This is a genomic window from Arthrobacter sp. zg-Y769, assembly GCF_020907405.1.
In the GTDB taxonomy this organism is placed as follows: domain Bacteria; phylum Actinomycetota; class Actinomycetes; order Actinomycetales; family Micrococcaceae; genus Arthrobacter_B.
This window is the reverse complement of sequence record NZ_JAJJOE010000004.1, coordinates 431,828-450,584: the sequence shown is the minus strand read 5'-3', so window position 1 is coordinate 450,584 and position 18,757 is coordinate 431,828. Positions and strand designations below refer to the sequence as shown.

Sequence of the window (18,757 nt, the reverse complement as noted above, 5' to 3'; positions counted from 1 at the left end):
CTGTCGGCCAAAGGTGTACTGCGTACACCTGATGCGATGAACCTAGGTGTATGACGTACACTCTGTCAAGCATCAATATCCGGGAAGGCGGCTCTGTGGGACAGGTACCGAAGGCTCGGCAGCAGGAAGCGTCCGCGCGCCGGCCGCGGCTGAACCGGGACGCCGTGCTGCGCGCCGGCGTCGTACTGGCCGATCAGGCGGGCATCGACGGCTTCACCATGCGCACCCTTTCCCAGGAACTCGGCGTGGTGCCGATGGCGCTGTACAAGCATGTGGCGAACAAGCAGGAACTGCTCGAGGGCATGGTGGACCTGGTCTGGGCCGAGGTTACGGAGCCGGACAGCGGGCGCGGCTGGAAGCAGGCCCTGCGCGACCGTGCCGTCTCGCTCCGGGCCGCACTGGCCACGCACCGCTGGGCGGTGGGGCGGATGGAGGCGGCCGGGCGGCCGGGACCGGAGAACCTGCGCCAGCACAACGCGCTGCTGGGCTGCCTGCGGCAGAGCGGCTTTTCCTTCCGCACCACCGTCCACGTCACAAGCCTGCTGGATGCCTACGTGTACGGCTTCGCCCTGCAGCAGAAGACCCTATCCTTCGAGACCCCGGAGGAATCGGCCCAGGCGGCTGCCGCCACCCGCGCTGCAGAATCGGCAGAGGTGGCCGCCCGGTATCCGTACCTGCTCGAAGTGGTGGGGGAGCTGGCGAAGGAAGGCTACGACTACGACGCCGAGTTCGCCGTCGGGCTGGACGTCCTGCTGGACGGCATCGAGGTTCTCCGGGGTTCCTGGCGGGACGGCTAGGTTCGCCGGGTGACGCTGAACGTCGGCGCGTGGCCGGGTCCGGCGGCGTGGCCTAGCTCCGGCGGGCCTGCACGACGACGTCGGGCAGGGTGAGGGTCTGCCCGTCCGGCGCGGTGACGGTGCGGGACTGGCTATCGGCAAACAGGATGGTCCATTCCGCCGGAGCCAGCAGTGCGGCAACGTCCGCGGCGGTGACCGTGGCTTCGTCCGGCGGATGGTGTCCGTGGGCGGTCATGGCCGCGGGGTCGTGGGCGTGGCCGACTATCAGCAGCGTCCCGCCGGGGGCGACCCAGTCCATGATCCGTTCATAGAACGCGAGCTGCGGCATGGCCGGATGGGCATAGTTGGTCATCACCAGGTTGAACCGGCGTCCCGGTTCCCAGGAGACCAGATCCGCCTCGATCCAGGTCATGCTGCCGGACAGTGTCCGCTCTGCGGCTTGCCTGGCGGCCGTGGCGAGGGCTGTGGAGGAGATGTCCGCGCCGAGGACGTCCCAGCCGTGGGCGGCCAGTTCCAGCGCTTCGGTGCCGATGCCGCAGCCGGCGTCGAGGGCCGTGCCCGGAGGGAGGTCGCGGGCGATGCGTTGGACGTAGGGGTTCGGCGGCGTCTCCGCAGGCGCGGCCGGGGCCGTCCCGGGAGCCTCGTGCCAGTGCTGTTCCCAGTAGTCCTTATCGAAGCTGTGCGTCACCGCTTCAGCCTAGCCGTCATGGCCCGCCGACTGGTGGTTTTCCCGCTGGCGCCGGGACCGATCAGGACGAGGAGAGGGGGAGCGGGCATGTTGCCGATCCGGCCACAGTGCGGCACTTGTCCCGCACAGCGGGTGATGCGAATGTGGGGGAAAGTCCGTGAAGCCGAGCCGCGGCGGCCTGCGCCGGCACTTCGAGCCGGACCCCAGAGCCGTCAGCAGTAACGGAGAGGACCCCCATGGAACTAGCGGAACTGCTCGCAGCGCTGAACACCGGCGAAACGATTACCGCCGGCTCACCCCTGCATGAAGCCATGCACCATGCCAGCCAGGCCGCCCTGCGGATCACCGGCGAGCTCAACAGCGGCTACCACGAACCCGGACGGGTGCGGGAGTTGCTGGCCCAGCTCACCGCGAAACCGGTGGACGAGACCGTCGCCCTGTTCCCGCCGTTCTCCGCCGACTTCGGGCGGAATATCAGCCTGGGGAAACGGGTGTTCATCAACGCCGGCTGCCGGTTCCAGGACCAGGGCGGAATCCGCATCGGCGATGACTGCCTCATCGGCCACAACGTTGTCCTGGCCACGCTCAACCACGATTTGTCCCCGGACCGGCGGGCGGACATGCATCCGGCACCGGTCACCCTGGGCCGGAACGTCTGGCTCGGCTCCAACGTCACGGTACTGCCGGGCGTGAGCATCGGCGACGATTCCGTGGTGGCCGCCGGCGCCGTCGTCACCAAGGACATTCCGGCGCGGTCCCTCGCCGTGGGTTCGCCGGCACGGGTGATTCGTTCCCTGGAGGAGTAGACCGGCGGCTTCCGGTTACCTGCCCAGCGCGGCCGCCAGCTTTTCGGTGTACAGCTTGGCGACGGCGTCGTGTCCGGCCTGCGTCATGTGGACATTGTCGTAGTACTCCGCACCGGCCGTGCTGGCGAGACCGGCAACAGAGATGTACGTAACGCCCAGATTCGCGGCGTTCTGCGCAAGCACGGCGTCAAGATGGCGGCGCCGGTCGTGCGAAACATCGGTGCGGGACATGACTCCGTTGATGACGATCCTGCTCTGCGGGTACATCACCTTCAGCTTTGCCCACAGGGCCGCGCTGTCGGCAATAACCTGCGCATCGGACTGGCCCGACGTCGCATCATTGCCGCCCAAGGTGACCATCACCAGACCCGGGGTTCCGCCCGGGAAAGGAGCGAATTCATTCTGGACCGCGGTCCAGCCCGTTCCGCCGACCCAGGGATTGTAGGAGGAGTAACCCAGGCCGCCGTAGACCAGATGCGCCGACTGATCGGTGAAGCCCATGGCTCGGGCGCCCTGCTCGCCCCAGGAGTCGCCGTCGAACTGCGAATCACCGTAGAGCACTACCGAGGTCGGGCCAGCTATGACATTGGTGAACGGATATGCCGGCTCAACCGGAGGCGGAGTGATTGCCGGAGGCTGGGTGACCGCCGGAGGCTGGGTGACCGGGGCTTCCGTGCCCGGAGGGGGAGTTACCACGGGGGGCGGGGTGGCCGGAGGAGTGACCGCGGGAGGCTGGGTGGCCGGAGGAGTGGTGATCTCCCCCCTCAGGAACTGGGTGTGGGTTCCACGGGCGTTTTTCCAGCTGTCCCTGGTCGGCCAGCCGTACCTGCCGAAGTCGCCGGCCAGCGTATTGAAGTGGCCGGTATCAATGCTCTTGGCACCGACACCCGGACCCCAGGTGATCACGCCGCCGTTGAAGCGCTGGTAGTAGCCACCCTGCCAGGCGATCTTGTTGGTCGTGGGCTTTCCCAGAGAGGATTTTGCGCCGCCGAGTTTGTTGTAGAAATTCTGGATATCGCCGGGGGTCAAAATGTAGCCGGCGATAATCGTCGCTTTCTGGAACTGGGTGTGGACGACGCCGCCCTCAGTCCAGCTGTCCCTGGTCGGCCAGCCGTACATGCCGAAGTTGCGGGCATACATATTGAATTGGGCGGTATCGATGATCCTGGGCCCGACGCCCGGACCCCAGGTGATCACACCGCCGTTGAAGCGCTGATAGAAGCCGCCCTGCCAGGCGATCTTGTTGGTCGTGGGCTTTCCCAGGGACGATTTTGCGCCGCCCAGCCTGTTGTAGAGGCTCTGGATATCGCCGGGGGTCAAGATATAGCCGGCGATAATCGTCGCTTTCTGGAACTGGGTGTGGACGACACCGCCGTCTTTCCAGCTGTCCCTGGTCGGCCAACCGTACAGGCCGAAGTTGCGGGAATACATATTGAATTGGGCGGTGTCCACGCTCCTGGCGCCGACGCCTGGACCCCAGGTGATTACCCCGCCCTGGAAGCGCTGATAGTAGCCGCCCTGCCATGCAGTCTTGTTGCTCGTGGGCTGGCCCAGATAGGACCTTGCTCCACCGAGCCTGTTGTAGAGATTCTGAATGTCGCCGCCGGTGGTGATGAACCGCGGGGCAGTTGCGGGCCGCACGGGGGTGGCCTGCGCGGGGAGCGAGACGAAGGTTCCGGTGCCCAAGGACAGGGCTAGGGCTGTGGCCACGGTGGCGCCCAGCCTTTTCATCTTGAACTTCATCTCAAACTCCTTGTTTATGAACGTATTCCGGATTGTGCCGGTGCGTCCAAGGCATTACCGCTGGTTTATCCGCTGTTTTCGGTAAATTCTTTGTGAGCCGATGTCGGGCCGCGAGGCGATGCAATTTCGGCGCAGCCGTCCGGGCTGGAGGGCCGTTCTGAGGCGGGCGGAGCGGTGGAGTTATTTCCTGCTCTTTTTACCGGAATAACCTGTTCGTGAAATGTCGATTTCCGCGGATCGTGCATTTTTGCGGCCTGTCCGAAATTGCCGTCCAGGCGCACCTGCGCATTTGCCGTTTGCACGTGCAGGATCTCAATCCGGAACCCAGGATCTGATCACGTCGCGTCCCGTGGAGGTGGCGCCGTCGTCGGGCACGACGGCGTCCGGGGCCGGTACATTGAACGCCATGAGAACTGTCCGCGACTTGCTGGGACCGGAGTGCCGCAAGCCGTTTATCTCCCTGGTCTGGGAAGGCCGGAAGGAATCTGCGCTGGAGGTTTCCCGCCGGCTGGCCCCAACCATGTCTCTCATCTCCGACAGATTCTCCGCAGGATCCGTGACCTGGTATCTGCCCACGGACGAGAATGGCAGGGGAACGGTTCCCGTCCCGGAGGATCCGGGCTCTTTGGCAAGTGTCGTGAAAGAGACCAATGCGACGACGGGAAGCGAGTTCGACAACTCGGATACCTACCTCTTCCTGTACGAGGATCCAGCACAGCGGATGAACCCGTTAGCGAGTATCAACGTAGTTGCGGGATTCGTGAAGGATAACCAGGTCACCGTGGACCTTCCGGAAGATTTTCCGCTGGGTCCACCGTCCGCAGCCGCACGCTTGTTCCTGGACATGGTGCGAATCTGGCAGCCTGACTCAGCGAGGTTCATGACGATATCGGCCATCCGCGCACGCATGGATAGGGGTACGTCTCGCATGCGGCGTATCTGGCGTGGGTTTCGGCGAAGGCCCACGAGCAGGTTCCCGCTGTCTCGGGTGACTACGTGATCCCGTTCGGCGAGGGACAGCTGTTTGTGGCCAGGGAATGTACTCTTCCGGGCATCCTGGCGCTGCACGATGAACTGGGCCCCGGGGAAGTCGGAGGGCCGGCGGTGCAGGACCCGCCCCATTTTCCGGACGGCTACCCGGCGGAACTGGAGGAATTGGATCACCGGATCACTTGGGGCAGGGCGGAATAGTTACCAGCAGCCCTAGCCAGGAATCAGACGCACTTGAGTTGACGTTTAGGCCCGGCCGGAACCTCGGCGAGGATCTCGTCGTCGACGTTCACCCGCCCGCCTGCCAGCACGATGCCCATGACTCCCGTTTTGCGCACGACTTTTCCGGCGCTGTCGCGGGGTAACACCGCTTTGAGCAGCCCGGTTTGGAAGCGGTCGATCTGCCGGCAGGGATTCCGCAGGCCGGTTACCTGGACGACGGCGTCGGGTCCGAGGCGCAGGAGTGTCCCCTCGGACAGGTTCAGGAGGTCGATGCCGCGGGTGGTGATGTTTTCCCCGAGGTCGCCCGGGTGCAGCTCGAAGCCGTCCTGCTCCAGTTCCTCGAAGAGCTCGGCCTGGATCAGATGCACCTGCCGCAGGTTGGGCTCCGTCGGATGGAACCGCTTTCTGTACACGTGCTGCACGGTGGTGCCGGAATGCGCGTCTCCGTCGACCCCAAGTCCTTCCACGAGCAGGACCGATTCCACCCGGTCCTTGCTGAAGTTGTGCTTGCTGCTTTGACTGACGGAGACCACTTTCGGTCTTTCGGGATTCCAGCTGGCAGTCATTGACGGATCATTTCATATCCCGCATAGGCCACGCGGGAAGGGCTACAGGGAAGCGCGGAACTCCCTCCGCTGTCTGATGCACTTGGCAACCGGCCTATAGGAAGGCGTAGCCACGAAGTCACCCAACCTAATTGCGGCGGGAAAGGACTTTTATTCGGGTACTCTGCAGCCATGACTAACGGCGCAAATCAGAATCCACCGGAGCGAAAAAATGCTTGGAACACATACTATCCTTGGCTCTTAGCGATATATGCCACCCTCAGCACTTTCCTGATCTTCATGTGCGTTTTTAGTATGATCCCAGGTCCTGAACTTGAGGGTGTGCCCGCCGGCGAACAAAACGTACCCTTGGTGCCAGGTTTATTCGGAATATTTGTAATCGTTCTAACGGTCAAGCAGATTTCGCTCCGCAATACTCAGCGATAGCTAAAAGTTCCATCCCTTATGCCACTGGTGGGCACTAACATGCTGTGGGTTAGCTTCTTGGAGGGAGAGATCTCAGCTGATCTTAGTTCGAGCAGAGTACTTCTCCGAAAGCAGGCGATCAAAATTCTGCCTTTTCCCTCTGGACGCAGGCCCTATCCCTAAGGCTAGGGCCTGCGTCGTTAACTAGGAAACCGGAGCCAGCTCCGGGTAGTCCGTGTAGCCGGCGGCACCATCGGTGTAGACGGTGGTCTGGTCGATCTCGTTCAGCGGGTGGTCTTCCTGCCAGCGTCGGGCCAGGTCCGGGTTGGCGATCACGGGACGGCCGACGACGGCGGCGTCGGCCAGGTTCTCCTCGAGCAGCATGATGGCGTCGCTGCGGGTGGTGACCGTGCCGAAGCCGGTGTTCATCAGCACCGGGCCGCCGAAGCGGTGGCGCAGGCCCTGGACCATCTCGTCGGCAGGATCCGCGTGCAGGATGCTCAGGTAGGCCGGCTTCAGGTCGGCGATGCCGTCCACCAGGGCGGTGTAGGTGGCGGTCACATCGGCGCGGTCGGTTTCCAGCACGCCCTGGATGTTGTGCTCCGGGGAGATGCGGATGCCGGTGTGCTCGGCGCCGACGGCCTCGGCCACGGCACGGAAGGCCTCGATGACCAGGCGGGCCCGGTTCTCCGGTGATCCGCCGTAGGAGTCGGTGCGGGTGTTGGAGACGGGGGAGAGGAATTCCTGCAGCAGGTACCCGTTGGCACCGTGCAGCTCGACGCCGTCGAACCCTGCCTTCATCGCATTCTGTGCGGCGGAGACGAAGTCCTGCACGACGCCGGGGAGTTCGGCTTCGGTGAGGGCGTGCGGCACCGGGAAGGGCTGCTTGCCGTCGTAGGTGTGCGCCATGCCTTCAACCGCGATGGCGCTGGGGGCCACTGGCTGACGGCCGCCGTTGATGTTTTCGTGCGCGACGCGTCCGGAGTGCATCAGCTGGGCGACGATCCGGCCGCCGGCGGCGTGCACGGCGTCGGTGACGCGCTTCCAGCCGGCGACGTGCTCCTCGGTGACCAGGCCGGGCATCAGGGCGTTGCCCTGGCCCGTGAAGGACGGGTAGATGCCGTCAGTGATGATCAGGCCCATGGAGGCGCGCTGGCGGTAGTGCTCGACCATGATGTCTGTGGGCACGCCGTTGCGGTCGGCGCGCACGCGGGACATCGGGGCCATGACGAGGCGGTTGGGCAGTTCCATGGTGCCGACGGTCAGCGGGGTAAAGAGTTTCACGTGGTGGTTCCTTTTGTTGCGTGGCTCAGGGCGGGAATGCTCCCGACCTGCAGATCTGTCTATGCACCAACAACCGCGATGGCGGCGGGAGATATTCCGCTGACGTTGCACATCACACCCGGGAAGCTTGAGATCCAACAGTGGAGAGCCGGCGTTTCGCTTGGCTGGACCGTCCCTGGACGCTGCTTGTTTTCATTCGGGATGATCCCTGTCGTAGGCTGCGCGGATGGGGAAATATGCAAAATCGGGCGTAGTTTTATTTGGACTCTGCGCGACTCTGGTCATCACCGGTTGTGAAAGTGATGTCGAAGACACGCCGATATCTCGAGCTTGTACGCAGGCGTTTGAAGATCTTCGCCAAATATCCGACGCTATGTATGCAGCCGAAGCTGCGGGAAGGACCTTTACTGACGCTGAGTGGAATTCGATAGACGTCGCACCTCTGCAAACATGCACATCAGCGAATGAGTGGCTAGCCGCCGGGAAGCAGAATCCTGGTGCTTTAGGGTTCACGCATCCGGATGCAATTGATGAAACGGTGCTAGGCGTCTTCTGCTATGGCGATGATGTCACTAGAACAGCAGTCTGCGTTGATGCGGCTGCCAAGGGTATCGAGGCTCCCTGACCAGCTGCTGCATGTCCTCAACACCCACCGAAGAGCGCAGGCCTCCTGAGCCGGTCGGGGCCGACCCGGCGCCTTTCCCCGACCTAGGGCAGGGAATTCGGATGTCACTCCGGCTATGCTGAACCGTCCGTCGTGCCCGCGGCGGCCAACACTGGACAGCACACAGACACCGGGGGCACAGCATTATCAATTTCTTGGACCTGTCATTCAGGAAGTTTTCGACGCCAATTCTCATTGAGCTGCACTACGGCCTGTCTGCCGTAGTGCTGGCTTTGGGGTGGATCGTTGCGCTCTTTCTTGGTTTCGCAGCGGGTCCCCGGGTCGGGCTGCTGATTCTGGTACTTGGGCCGGTTGTGGCCATGTGGATGCTGTCTGTTATCCGGATTGCCTGCGAAGGGCTGTTGGCCCAAGTCCAGACGGCACAAAACACCGCCAAGTTGGTGGAGCTGATGGCCGGTGCAGCCGTTCAGGCTCCCGCGGATGTGCCCGGAGATCCGGCCGGCCGCGGTCAGTCACCGTGGGACCAGCGAAGCCAGCCCGCGCTTGCGCCGATAATTAGGCGCCGTTAGCCGGTCCTGGAAGCCCTTACTGGGCTGCTGGCGCAAGGGAGTTCGGGCGGTAGTGCTCGACCATGATGTCTGTGGGCACGCCGTTGCGGTCGGCGCGCACGCGGGACATCGGTGCCATGACGAGGCGGTTGGGCAGTTCCATGGTGCCGATGGTCAGCGGGGTAAAGAGTTTCAAGTGGGGGTTCCTTTTGTTGCGTGGCAGCGGGACTCGTGCCTTCCGGGCTGCACTCCGTATACCCAGCGACAACCGATGGGGAGGCAGTGAATAATCGCGAAGCCCTCGATGTCACACGGTGGGGCCGGGCTCACCCCACAACACCTACGAGAATGATGGAACTCGTCGGCGCATCGATTGGATGGCGGTAGATGCGTCTCGGGGCCTGCCTATCCCGGGCGTAGGAATTCAGTGGCGGTTGCCTCCCGTGGCTGTGACCCTTCCAGGCCAAAACTTTCGGCACGCGACTTCTCCTTGGAGGGCAAAGCGAGGCCCAAAACAGGTTGTAGGCTGGTCGGATAGCAACGAAACAGGGCGGGAAAGAAAAACTGTTGATGAGAAAGAGAGCGGTGCGGTGACGAATGAGGTCACCGACGCCGCAGTACCCCTCAGCGGTGTGGCAGAAGCCCAGGTAAGCATCACTGCGGCGGATGCACTCGGCATCACCAGGCAGCAGCGACGAGCAACGGTGTGGTTGCTGATTTTGAGCATCGCGCTTGCCGCGACAGTAGTGATGGCCGTAGCTACAGGTCCCGTGAACATATCCCCCACCACCGTGGCGGGGATAATCGGCAATCATGTATTGGGATTTCCCGACGAGATGCCCGGTGCTGTTTCTGACGGGACCATAGTGTGGGAAGTGCGTTTGCCCCGGGTCGTGTTGGGCGTATGCGTCGGAGCAGGACTTGCAGTTTGCGGCATGGCTTTGCAAGCGATGGTGCGTAACATCCTCGCTGATCCCTATCTGTTGGGCGTGAACTCCGGAGCATCTAGCGGCGCGGCCGCAGCTATTCTTTTTGGTGCCGGGGCGGGTTTAGGCGTGCATGCCTTGCCCGTAAGCGCCTTCGTTGGAGCGTTGATAGCCTCGCTGCTCGTTTATGGCGTAGCCCGTTCTGGGGGGCGAGTCACCTCTGTGAGACTTCTACTGTCGGGAGTGGCGGTCGGGTACGCCCTCTATGCACTGACGAGCTTCTTGATATTCGCCAGCGACAATGCGGAAGGCGCCCGTTCAGTAATGTTCTGGTTGCTTGGATCGCTGGCACTGTCCGGATGGGGAATCCCGTTGGGGGTCGTTGCCTCTGTCACCGTGTTGACTGTCCTTCTGCTTCTATCCGTGGGGCGTGCCCTCGATGCCTTGGCCGTGGGGGACGAAACTGCTCGATCGTTGGGAATTCCTCCGGAGCGGTTGCGCATCGGATTGCTCGTTCTGGTTGCATTGTGCATTGGTGTACTCGTTGCAGCCTCGGGCAGTATCGGCTTTGTCGGACTTGTTGTGCCACACATGGCACGCCGACTCGTAGGAGCAACACATAGGCGGGCGTTGCCGGTCGCTGCACTAATGGGCGCGATCCTGCTGGTCTGGGCTGATGTTGCGGCCAGAACGCTCCTGCAACCGCAGGAAATCCCAATTGGAATTGTCACCGCCCTGCTGGGGGCTCCGTTCCTGCTCATTCTCGTACGTAAGCTCCACTCGATTCCTTAACGAAGGAAGGCACCTGTGTTCTGCCCAATCCGGATCCGACGGACCCGCGGTTTCTTTGTTGCCCTGGGACTTCTGCCACTGCTCACCCTCACAGCGTGTGAAAGTGACTCAATGGCGGTAGATGGGAGGACTAATGGGAATGACCACTATCCGGTGGAAGTGAAGAACTGTGGGAGTGGCTTTGTCTTTAATGAGGCGCCTGAGCAACTTATCTTGCTTAGGAGTGCTCCGATTCCTGCCCTGCATGCCCTCGGCGTTCTGGACCGAGTAGTGGCCAGAGCAGGTGTTTACCCGGCGGCTTACTACGACGTGCAGACCCAGTCCGAACTGGATGGGATCACGCAATTGACCGACAAAACGGACTCCTCAGGGCACCTCCAGATCTCCAGAGAAACCGTCCTCGCCTATCAACCGGATCTGGTACTTGGTGCTGCGGAAAATTTGAATCAGGCGATGCTGGCTTCCACAGGTACGCCGCTGATCGAGGAACCGGCATTCTGCCAGACCACCGAGGGAAGCGGGGAACCGAGTTTCGACAGTATCTATGATCAGTTGGAGGTCTATGGCGAAATATTCGACCGACGTGATGAGGCAGCCTCGTATATCAATTCCTTGAAACAGCGGGTGTCTGCAGCAGAGGTCAAGCCGGGTAACGAGGACAGACGTACCGCCGCGGTGCTTTATCCAACGGTCGGTGGTGGAGTGACGTATGCCTATGGGAACTACTCCATGGCCCAACCTCAGTTGGAGGCTGCGGGATTTGACAACGTTTTTGGGAACGTGAAGGACCGCGTCTTCGAAGTGAGTCTTGAGGAATTGCTAAATCTGAACCCGGATGTGCTCATTTTGTTGTATTCGAAGGGGGACCCAGCGCTCGTGGAAAAGACTGTCTCAGATATGGCGGGAGCGCAGCGTATCACCGCGGTAGCGAACGGGGATGTTCTCACGCATTTCATTGACTTCACCGAGCCGGCAACACCGCTGGCTGTTGATGGGCTCGAGCATATCGTCGAGCGTTTCAACAAGTGATTGTTGCGGAGGGACTGAGTTTCAACTACGGAGACATACGTGTAATAGACGGTGTCGACCTCAGGACGCATGAAGGGAGAGTGCTCGGCCTAATCGGTCCCAATGGCAGCGGAAAGACAACGCTGCTGCGTATTCTTTACGGCTCACTAGCGCCCGCTGCGGGCACCGTTACGGTTGATGGCCAACCACTTGCTCGGCTGAAGCCGCGTGAGGCAGCCCGCAGCCTTTCCGTGGTGACGCAGGAATCGGATACAGAATCGACCATGACAGTCGGCGAGATGGTTTTGCTCGGCCGAGGGCCACACTTAGGCCCGTTTGAACGCACTGGCGACCAGGACCATACTATAGCCACTAATTCTTTAGCGAAGGTGGGAATACTTCATCTGGGCCCCAGAAACTTCGCCCGGCTTTCTGGAGGCGAGAGAAAACGGGTTCTTATTGCTCGTGCCCTGGCTCAGCAGGGAACGCATATGCTGTTGGATGAGCCGACCAACCACCTCGACATCCGCTATCAGCACGAAGTGCTGTCACTTCTCAGTGGATTAGGTTCAAGCAGTATTGTGGTGCTCCATGATCTAAACCTTGCCGCCCGCTACTGCGACTACCTGTTGCTGCTCGATCACGGCCGAGTCGCTGCCTACGGGACCGTGGACGAGGTTTTGGATCCCCTGCTCCTAGAGTCCGTCTACGGTGTCCGCGTCCGCCGTCTCGATCTGGATGCCCAGATACACCTCTTGTTTTACCCCTCGGAAGCATAGGCGCCATCGAGTTCAGCATCCGGCGTCAGAAGTTCACTCTATGCGGCCAATGCAGACGGCTGGGATGTCATTGGCGCGAGGGAGTCAATAGGAGCCCTGGCGGTCGCGCCTGGATTCCTATCGGTTCTGGGACGCTTCGGCCCTGAATTGATCTATGATCCGATCGGCGAGCACGCGGAGCGGGATGCCGGTTGCTTCCGAAGCGGCCACAAGATCAGCGTGCTCGGGCTTAACGCGGTGTGGACCTATCTTTATGCGGACAGATGAGCCTTCCACATCCACCTTTGACCATTCCCGGGGCAATGCGCGCCGGTCAACAAGCGTGTGACGCACTCCCAGGGTGCCGGTCGACTTGAGGAGGCGTTCCTCCACCGAAGGAACTGACTGATGCAGGCAAAGCGCTGAAATGACATGGGCGGGCCGGTTCTTTTTTCCGACAACAGGTGCGATCCATGCATCAGCGGCACCTGCTTCGAGCAACTCGTTTATAAGATGTCCGAGGACTTCACCAGTGACGTCGTCGACGGTAGTTTCCAACATCGTCATGGACTGAGTATGGGCGGTGTTGAGTGCAGGGGTTCCCAGAACAGCAGTGACTACATTGGGACGCCCAGGGGTGTCGCGGGTGCCGGCTCCATAACCTGTATCACGAATCGTCATAGCAGGCATCGGTCCGAACCGGGCGTTCATGGCGCGGAGCAGCGCTGCACCGGTTGGAGTCACGGTCTCTGTGGTGGTGTCGATTCCCACCACCGGTACATTCTTGAGGAGGGCTAGGGTAGCCGGCGCGGGAACTGGCAGGAGGCCGTGAGCAGCCTTCACCTGTCCGGTGCCGAGCCCGACTGGCCCTGACCAGACTTCCGATATGTCTAATGCTTGGAGGGCTGCTGCGACTCCCACGGTGTCGACAATAGTGTCCACCCCGCCCAGCTCGTGGAGATGGACCGAGGCTGCAGGTACGCCATGGATCCTCGATTCCACTTCCGCCAGTGAGTTTATGGCTGCCACTGCCATCGCGGCGACTTCTGGGGGCGTGGCTAGGCTGGCCATTTTCAAGAGATCCGCTGCAGCTCGTGCGGGCACGACATCGTCCACTTCAACGACGGCATGTGTAGCACGCACGCCTTGGCGTTCGACCGACTCAGCGGTGAGCCGCCAACCAGTGATGCCGGTGGCTTCGATGGAGGCCCGGATACTCTCCAAGGGCGCCCCCAGATCCACTAATGCGCCAAGGAGCATATCACCGGAGAGACCGGCAATGGGGTTAAGGAAGAGGATCAAGGTCGCCTCATGAGGTAGGAATCTGGCGGATGGGCAATTGAGTCAGCCGATGCGCAGCCATTGCGGCTCCGAACCCGGAGTCGATATTTACGACCGTCACTCCGGCCGCACACGATGTCATCATCGCGAGCATAGCCGTCACTCCCTCCAGCGCAGCCCCGTATCCGGTGGAGGTGGGGACAGCAATTACCGGCGCGGCAACCAGCCCTCCTACAACACTAGCCAAGGCCCCTTCCATGCCGGCGACGACGACGACAGCGTCGCACGCACGGATGTCCTTCACTCGGTTGAGGATCCTGTCGATGCCGGCAACGCCGACATCACGGATTTCCACCACTCGCATCCCGATTGAGGAAGCCATACCCGCAGCCTCGCTGGCCACGGGGCCGTCTGCAGTCCCCGCGGTGACCACTCCCAGCGTGAAGTCCCCGGCTGAAGCCGGTCGCCACACCAGCAGCCGTGCTGCATTGAGATATGTTCCTCCGGGGACCGTCGCTAAGACCTGCGCAGCTGTGTCCTCGTCGATCCGGGTCACGAGGACAGGACCGTCATTGCCCTTGAGGAGCGTGCTGGCCGCCGTAGCGATCTCCTGCGGAGTTTTGCCGGGGCCATAAATCACCTCGGGCAGACCCTGCCGAGTTTCCCGATCCAAATCAAGGGTGAGGTTTTGCGGTGGAACGTACTGCCCGTTCATCGGCTGACCGGCCTAAGGTTCAACATGGTATTCATGCTGCCACTACGCAATCCGGCCATATCCAGCGAAGTGAACAGGAAGCCGGCTCCCCGTAGTGCGTCCCTTAGCTCCTTGCGGCGGGCGAAAGCTGCCTCAAGCTCGTTTTCGGCGATCTCTAGCCGTGCCAGTGTTCCATTCGCGTGCGCACGCACGCGGAACTCACGGAGTCCCGCCGTGCGGCAGGCGTCCTCAGCGATCTCGATGCGTGACAGCACCTCTTCGCTGACTTCATCACCGTAGGCAACACGGGAGGACAGGCAAGCGGCCGCGGGTTTCGTGGCTGTGGACAAACCGAGTTCAGAGCTGATGGCGCGTACATCAGCCTTGGTGAGGGACGCATCCACCATTGGAAACACGGAACCGCGCTGCGCCGCCGCAGCCTGGCCAGGACGGTGGTCACCAAGATCATCCAAATTCGTTCCTAGAGCCATCCGGGCACCCATGAGGTTTGCCAGCGGAACCAGGGCGTCAAAGAGTGCGCTTTTGCAGTGGAAGCAGCGGTTGCCGTCATTGGCGACGTACTGTTCATTGTCCAATTCGTCTGTGCAGACCTCAACGTGAGTGATTCCCTGCTCACGGGCAAATTTCTTCGCTGCCCGTCGCTCGGACGTGGGTAGACTGGCCGACACTGCGGTGACCGCAACAGCTCGATCACCCAGCACCTGATGTGCGACGGTTGCAAGTAATGCCGAGTCGGCTCCGCCGGAGAACGCCACGATGAGCTTGTCCTCCTGAGCCAGTCGCTCCTTCAGTCGATCGAGCAAAACACTCATTGTTGCGTCTCCTCAGAGAGATAGGGAATGGTTTGAGGACCCTCTGGAAGCACACAGATACGGGCGTGGGGGCCCACAGCCTTCAGCTCGTCGGCTACAGCCTGGGCAATGTCTTCGACAAGGAAGAGATGGGCAGTTCGTAATTGCTCATCGGTGAGGTACGTCGTGTGCATGCCGACGCGGGCGGTAGCGAGAACCCGGGCGAGAACCTGTACCTGCCACTGGTCAGGAACGGTTTCGGTCCGCTCTGAGATGGTGCGAAGAAGATCAGCGGGCGTGGGCGCGGAGGCCAGGACTTCGCGGAAAGAGCCATGATCGGGGAACCCATCGCTGCACTCAGCGGCGCAGATGATGAGTCCGCCAGGCTTGACGATCGTTGCCGCCGCCGTCATGCCCTTGACTGATTGGTAAACGTTCTGATCAAGGGGGAACCCTGCATTCGTCGTGATGACGATGTCGTACTTCTGCGGTACCGGCCGCATGGAAACCTCGCGGACGAGCTGGCGAGCCGCAGCGTGCATGGGAAGTAGTTCGCCGCCGAACGCCTGAACGACTTTCTGTTCTCGATTCAGGACGACGTCGAACGCGAAGTCCACGCCGGTTTGAGAGGCGATCGCGCGGATGTCGTCGTGGACGGGGTTTCCCTCACAGACGGCCCAGGTAGCTTGGGGACTTCCGATCCTTTCTGCATTGTGCAGCGTGAGGACCGTTTCCAAACCTGCTAGCCCCGGAGCCACGAGTTTGGGGCCTCCGCTGAAACCCGCGAAGAAATGGGGTTCCACGAAGCCCGTTGTAATTTTGACATCTGCCTCGACCCAGTGGCGGTTGAGCCATACCGGCACGCCCTCACCATAAGTTCCGAGCCATGCCAACTCATTAGGGTCGCGGCCGTCGTGGTTGATGACACGCATGGTATCGGCAAGATCATCACCAATCATGCCGCGGATCTCTTCGTCGGTATTGCCCCGGTGGGTACCGGTGGCAACCAGAAGCACGAAATCCTCACGGGTAGCTATTCCCTCGAGCTCCTCAAGCAACGCACGGATCATTAGTTCCCGTGGCTGAGGGCGTGTGGAGTCGCACATGGAGACAGCGATGGTCTGGCCAGGCCGGACCACATCACGCAGCGGGGGACCGGCGACGGGATTCGCGAGGGCGGCGCGAAGTGTGGCAGGTATGTCGTTTGCCGCTGCCTGTTGAAGCGGAGTGACTACTGTAGTGCGGTCGGCTGGCAACTCAACCGTAAGGCCCGTCTTGCCGTAGGCGATTTCCACTGCAATCGATGTCGTATCGGTTTCCTGCATGCTATTACTCCTGTGCTGCTCGAGATCTGCCCACTGGCGTACCCTGCGCATTGAACACGATCAAATAAAACTGGTTGCGCGCAAATCAGGCTCGTTGTGGGATGTGGATAAGGCACAAAGCTCACACGTTTCCCGTTGCCTTGGTCTGCGATCAGCTTGGCCATATATCAGAGGACTTTGTCCGGCATAGCTGCAGCATCGTGAAAGAATGCGGCCCACGGCATCGATTAGCAGTCTATGCAGCGGGATCAAACAACTCTTCTGTGATGTTGGGGCAACCGCAACTCTACCTCTCCATCTGCTAACCCCCACAAACTCATTACATCGTACCTACCCCGGTGAATTAGGTTGGGGGGACCGCGGCTGTTCTAGCGGTTCTGAGTGGCGATCTTGGCCGTAGCCTGAACAACCCACCGACCTGGAGAGGCCATAGCTTCTGCAGCGCTTCCGGCTAACTCCAACAACGAACAGCTGCTCGTGAATCCGGAAACCGGTCCCTCTATTTGCCCCGCTACCAGTGCGGCTGGAATGCCCTGGAGGGCGGCGAGCCGGAGTATGTAGGAAGGAACCTTTCCGGCCGCGCTTTGCCGATCGAAGCGACCCTCTCCTGTGATCACCATATCGGCCGAGGAAATTATGCCCGGAAGGCCTAGAGCGTCTCCCACAGCCTGTGATCCGGCGGCTATCTGCGCTCCCCATAGGAGGAGTCCGTAGGCCATTCCACCAGCGGCTCCGGCGCCGGGTGTGACAGCGAGCTTCGCAGCGCCCTGGTTATGCTGGGAAACTGCATGAACAAGTTGCTGGAGGGCGTTGTCGAGAAAAGATATGTCCTTTTCGGTCGCGCCTTTCTGAGGACCGAATACTCGGGCTGCCCCAAGATCCCCACACAGCGGATTGGTGACGTCGCACAGAACCTCAACCCCATTTGGAGGCAGATCAAGCAACGACTCTAAGTCGACGTCCATGCAGTGGGACAAACCCGCTCCACCGTCCGCTATTTCCTCTCCGTTCTCGTCGCGGAACACTGCGCCGAGCTCCCGAAGGGCTCCGACGCCGCCATCAGTAGAGCAGCTTCCGCCCACTGCGAGGATCATTCCGTTCACGCCAGCAGCGTGGGCAGCGCGAATGGCCTGACCAAACCCGCGTGTGTGCGCTCCCAACGGATCCGGGGTCCCAATGAGAGTAATGCCGCTTGTCGAAGCGAGTTCTATAACCGCGCGGCCGTCGGGTAGCAGAAGCCACTCAGTCTGAACGTTCCGGTTATCTGGACCCTGCACGGTAATCGGGCATCGTTTGGCGGTTGGGTAGGCGAATGCAAATGCCTCCAATGTGCCTTCGCCTCCGTCAGCCATGGGTGCCAATGTGACATGGTCCTGCGGCCGTTCCGCGGCCCATCCCTTACGCATTGCTGCGGCGACGTCCCTGGCATCCATGGTGCCTTTGAATGAATCGGGAGCCATAACCACCCGGTGGCTCTTCGAATGCAGTGAATCGAACATAGTCATCAAGCTTCCCTCGCGTCTCGCGGCAGGTTGAGCGTTCGGGGGCGAAGAAATCTACGTAAATCAATGTACATTATGTGTTTTCTCCTGAAAAGGAGCCCGCCTGTTGGGGCCTGGCGAGACTAGTGAGTGTGCCGATTTCATTCCAGTCCTAAATAAAGTAAAACCCTGGAACTATTCAAGCGCCGATTGTAGGTGTTGCGTGGCTTCAGTGATGTGTTGGTCCATCGCGGCAGCCGCAGCATCGGGATCTGCGGCATTGATTGCCTCCAGAATGCGCTCATGCTGGTGGAGGATTTCGCTTTGATTCTCGGCAAAACTGATCACGCGAACAATCCACGCCTGCAAAAGCGACTTTATGCTTTCTAGTGTTGACGACAGAACAGAGTTATGGGCGGCGCGTGCGATAGCCAGATGAAACTGAGAATCGGCATCCGCAAACTCAGTTGCCTTTGCGGCATATCTCATCCGACTCAATTCGAATCCGATCAGATGCCGATCCTCGGGCGTGCTGCGTTCTGCGGCAAGACGGACAAGGATATTCTCCAAGTAGCTCCGCGCCTCGATGAGCTGGTGAGCTTCGTTGGTGTCGAGGAGAAGGCCCCAGGAAATCACCTTTGGCAATAAGCTCGCAGGGCTTGATGAAAGATAGGTGCCGTCTCCCTGCCTGATGCTGATAAACCCCAAGACATCCAGACATTTGAGCGCTTCACGAAGTTGTGAGCGTCCTATTCCTAGCATCTCGGCGAGGTGACGTTCGGGTGGCAGTTTGTCTCCTTGGGCGAGACCGGATTCGGTCGCTCCCCGGATGATGCTTTGCACGATGTCAGCTACGGATTGCGTCCCCGTGACTGGTCGAAACTTATGCCACACCTCGAGCGTAGTTTTATGGGAGTTCATCACTGCATCCGTCCTTGCCTGTCGTAAGCAATCAAGTCATTGCTGCTCTGATGCGCCGGAGACGGTGTCGCAGCGGAATGAGCCT

The 18,757-nt window shown here is 61.0% G+C and carries 18 protein-coding genes; 7 read left to right on the top strand and 11 right to left on the bottom strand.

Annotated elements, in window-relative coordinates; translation table 11 throughout:
* Positions 1-50 precede the first annotated feature (50 nt).
* The gene (locus LOC60_RS04360; RefSeq protein ID WP_230022532.1) at positions 51-797 is read left to right on the top strand and encodes a TetR/AcrR family transcriptional regulator C-terminal domain-containing protein; all 747 of its coding nucleotides are present in this window, start codon (positions 51-53) and stop codon (positions 795-797) included.
* A gap of 52 nt (positions 798-849) precedes the next feature.
* On the opposite strand, the gene LOC60_RS04355 is transcribed toward LOC60_RS04360, so the two are convergent.
* The gene (locus LOC60_RS04355) at positions 850-1,485 is read right to left on the bottom strand and encodes a class I SAM-dependent methyltransferase (RefSeq protein WP_230022530.1); all 636 of its coding nucleotides are present in this window, start codon (positions 1,483-1,485) and stop codon (positions 850-852) included.
* A 236-nt stretch (positions 1,486-1,721) separates the two neighbouring features.
* On the opposite strand from LOC60_RS04355, the gene LOC60_RS04350 reads away from it, so the two are divergent.
* On the top strand, positions 1,722-2,291 hold the full coding sequence (locus tag LOC60_RS04350) for a sugar O-acetyltransferase (protein WP_230022528.1): 570 nt from the start codon (positions 1,722-1,724) through the stop codon (positions 2,289-2,291).
* A gap of 15 nt (positions 2,292-2,306) precedes the next feature.
* On the opposite strand, the gene LOC60_RS16170 is transcribed toward LOC60_RS04350, so the two are convergent.
* From LOC60_RS16170 to LOC60_RS04330, 3 genes are all read right to left on the bottom strand, one after another.
* Positions 2,307-4,034: a GDSL-type esterase/lipase family protein gene (locus tag LOC60_RS16170; protein WP_269440139.1), complete on the bottom strand. Its 1,728-nt coding sequence runs from the start codon at positions 4,032-4,034 to the stop codon at positions 2,307-2,309.
* A 1,214-nt stretch (positions 4,035-5,248) separates the two neighbouring features.
* On the bottom strand, positions 5,249-5,812 hold the full coding sequence (locus LOC60_RS04335; protein ID WP_230022527.1) for an MOSC domain-containing protein: 564 nt from the start codon (positions 5,810-5,812) through the stop codon (positions 5,249-5,251).
* Between the two features lie 609 nt (positions 5,813-6,421).
* Positions 6,422-7,501: an alkene reductase gene (locus tag LOC60_RS04330; RefSeq protein ID WP_331460776.1), complete on the bottom strand. Its 1,080-nt coding sequence runs from the start codon at positions 7,499-7,501 to the stop codon at positions 6,422-6,424.
* 226 nt (positions 7,502-7,727) lie between these two features.
* Here LOC60_RS04330 and LOC60_RS04325 point away from each other — a divergent pair, with 226 nt between their 5' ends.
* On the top strand, positions 7,728-8,126 hold the full coding sequence (locus LOC60_RS04325; RefSeq protein ID WP_230022524.1) for a hypothetical protein: 399 nt from the start codon (positions 7,728-7,730) through the stop codon (positions 8,124-8,126).
* Positions 8,127-8,320: 194 nt separating this feature from the next.
* Positions 8,321-8,695, top strand: coding sequence for a DUF4282 domain-containing protein (locus LOC60_RS04320; protein WP_230022521.1), 375 nt, complete (start codon positions 8,321-8,323; stop codon positions 8,693-8,695).
* Positions 8,696-8,711: 16 nt separating this feature from the next.
* Here the strand turns inward: LOC60_RS04320 and LOC60_RS16165 are convergent, their stop codons facing one another.
* Complete coding sequence (locus tag LOC60_RS16165; protein WP_269440138.1) at positions 8,712-8,870, bottom strand: oxidoreductase; 159 nt, start codon at positions 8,868-8,870, stop codon at positions 8,712-8,714.
* Positions 8,871-9,264: 394 nt separating this feature from the next.
* Between LOC60_RS16165 and LOC60_RS04310 the strand changes: the two genes are divergently transcribed.
* The 3 genes from LOC60_RS04310 (at position 9,265) to LOC60_RS04300 (ending at position 12,179) form a co-directional block, all read left to right on the top strand.
* The gene (locus tag LOC60_RS04310) at positions 9,265-10,392 is read left to right on the top strand and encodes a FecCD family ABC transporter permease (protein WP_230022519.1); all 1,128 of its coding nucleotides are present in this window, start codon (positions 9,265-9,267) and stop codon (positions 10,390-10,392) included.
* Between the two features lie 111 nt (positions 10,393-10,503).
* Positions 10,504-11,421: an ABC transporter substrate-binding protein gene (locus tag LOC60_RS04305; protein ID WP_230022516.1), complete on the top strand. Its 918-nt coding sequence runs from the start codon at positions 10,504-10,506 to the stop codon at positions 11,419-11,421.
* Complete coding sequence (locus LOC60_RS04300) at positions 11,418-12,179, top strand: ABC transporter ATP-binding protein (RefSeq protein WP_331460775.1); 762 nt, start codon at positions 11,418-11,420, stop codon at positions 12,177-12,179. The genes LOC60_RS04305 and LOC60_RS04300 overlap by 4 nt, the downstream gene beginning before the upstream one ends.
* A 117-nt stretch (positions 12,180-12,296) precedes the next feature.
* Here LOC60_RS04300 and larC read toward each other — a convergent pair whose 3' ends face one another.
* From larC to LOC60_RS04270, 6 genes are all read right to left on the bottom strand, one after another.
* Positions 12,297-13,460: a nickel pincer cofactor biosynthesis protein LarC gene (gene larC, locus LOC60_RS04295; protein ID WP_230022501.1), complete on the bottom strand. Its 1,164-nt coding sequence runs from the start codon at positions 13,458-13,460 to the stop codon at positions 12,297-12,299.
* 7 nt (positions 13,461-13,467) lie between these two features.
* A complete protein-coding gene (larB, locus tag LOC60_RS04290) occupies positions 13,468-14,154 on the bottom strand; it encodes a nickel pincer cofactor biosynthesis protein LarB (RefSeq protein ID WP_230022499.1) in 687 nt (228 codons plus the stop codon).
* A complete protein-coding gene (gene larE / locus LOC60_RS04285) occupies positions 14,151-14,966 on the bottom strand; it encodes an ATP-dependent sacrificial sulfur transferase LarE (RefSeq protein WP_230022497.1) in 816 nt (271 codons plus the stop codon). The genes larB and larE overlap by 4 nt, the downstream gene beginning before the upstream one ends.
* Complete coding sequence (larA, locus tag LOC60_RS04280) at positions 14,963-16,270, bottom strand: nickel-dependent lactate racemase (RefSeq protein WP_230022495.1); 1,308 nt, start codon at positions 16,268-16,270, stop codon at positions 14,963-14,965. The genes larE and larA overlap by 4 nt, the downstream gene beginning before the upstream one ends.
* 368 nt (positions 16,271-16,638) lie before the next feature.
* Positions 16,639-17,730 carry a glycerate kinase gene (locus LOC60_RS04275; protein WP_269440151.1) on the bottom strand — a complete coding sequence of 364 codons (1,092 nt, stop codon included), beginning with the start codon at positions 17,728-17,730 and terminating at the stop codon, positions 16,639-16,641.
* Positions 17,731-17,946: 216 nt separating this feature from the next.
* On the bottom strand, positions 17,947-18,672 hold the full coding sequence (locus LOC60_RS04270; RefSeq protein WP_230022492.1) for a FadR/GntR family transcriptional regulator: 726 nt from the start codon (positions 18,670-18,672) through the stop codon (positions 17,947-17,949).
* Positions 18,673-18,757 lie beyond the last annotated feature (85 nt).

Bases quoted from the DNA above. Each gene is read 5' to 3' on its own strand.
- LOC60_RS04360 (WP_230022532.1), top strand. From the start codon at position 51: ATGACGTACACTCTGTCAAGCATCAATATCCGGGAAGGCGGCTCTGTG.
- LOC60_RS04350 (WP_230022528.1), top strand. From the start codon at position 1,722: ATGGAACTAGCGGAACTGCTCGCAGCGCTGAACACCGGCGAAACGATT.
- LOC60_RS16170 (WP_269440139.1), bottom strand. From the start codon at position 4,034: ATGAAGTTCAAGATGAAAAGGCTGGGCGCCACCGTGGCCACAGCCCTA.
- LOC60_RS04335 (WP_230022527.1), bottom strand. From the start codon at position 5,812: ATGACTGCCAGCTGGAATCCCGAAAGACCGAAAGTGGTCTCCGTCAGT.
- LOC60_RS04325 (WP_230022524.1), top strand. From the start codon at position 7,728: ATGGGGAAATATGCAAAATCGGGCGTAGTTTTATTTGGACTCTGCGCG.
- LOC60_RS04305 (WP_230022516.1), top strand. From the start codon at position 10,504: ATGGCGGTAGATGGGAGGACTAATGGGAATGACCACTATCCGGTGGAA.
- larB (WP_230022499.1), bottom strand. From the start codon at position 14,154: ATGAACGGGCAGTACGTTCCACCGCAAAACCTCACCCTTGATTTGGAT.
- larE (WP_230022497.1), bottom strand. From the start codon at position 14,966: ATGAGTGTTTTGCTCGATCGACTGAAGGAGCGACTGGCTCAGGAGGAC.
- larA (WP_230022495.1), bottom strand. From the start codon at position 16,270: ATGCAGGAAACCGATACGACATCGATTGCAGTGGAAATCGCCTACGGC.
- LOC60_RS04275 (WP_269440151.1), bottom strand. From the start codon at position 17,730: ATGGCTCCCGATTCATTCAAAGGCACCATGGATGCCAGGGACGTCGCC.
- LOC60_RS04270 (WP_230022492.1), bottom strand. From the start codon at position 18,672: ATGAACTCCCATAAAACTACGCTCGAGGTGTGGCATAAGTTTCGACCA.